The following is a 559-nucleotide window of genomic DNA, read 5'->3' as shown; positions in this document are numbered from 1 at the left end:
TCCCAGGACGGCACCGCACCGTCACGCCGCGCGGTGTAGGCAGCAACGAGATCCCGCGCGAGCGGCCCCAGCGACCATCCGTCGCCCGCAATGTGGTGCAAGAGGAGCATCACGACGGACTCGGTCGGACTGATCACGAACAGCCAGGCACGGAACGGGATGCCCACGGCCAGGTCGAAGGCATGACGAGCCGCTGCGGTGAGGGCCTCCGGCAGCTCCTCCTCATCGTCGAGCTGGTGCACGTCCCAGGGGATGCCGGCCTGGGCAGGGGGCAGGATGTGCTGGCAGGGCTTGCCGTCGGCCTCCGACTCGGGGAAGACAGTCCGCAGCGGCTCGTGCCGCGCCACGACATCCGCCAGCGCAGCCTCCAGGGCCTCCCGGTCGACCGCACCGGACAGCCGCAACGCCAGCGGCATGTTGTACGTCGCCGAGGGGCCTTCGAGCTTGTGCAGGAACCACAACCGTTGCTGGGCGAACGACAGCGGGATCGTCTCCGGCCGCTCAACGACGGCAAGCGGCGCCCGCGCACCATCCGCATCCCGCACCTGACGCGCAAGAC

At 70.1% G+C, this 559-nt stretch carries 1 protein-coding gene; it reads right to left on the bottom strand.

Going from position 1 to position 559, the window contains the following annotated elements:
- Positions 1 to 559 (bottom strand): condensation domain-containing protein (locus ACSNOH_RS35055; protein ID WP_436725484.1); only part of this gene is annotated, 559 nt, incomplete at both ends.

This window comes from Streptomyces sp. URMC 127, assembly GCF_051386535.1.
Classification (GTDB): Bacteria; Actinomycetota; Actinomycetes; order Streptomycetales; family Streptomycetaceae; genus Streptomyces.
This window is presented reverse-complemented; position numbering and strand designations above follow the sequence as displayed.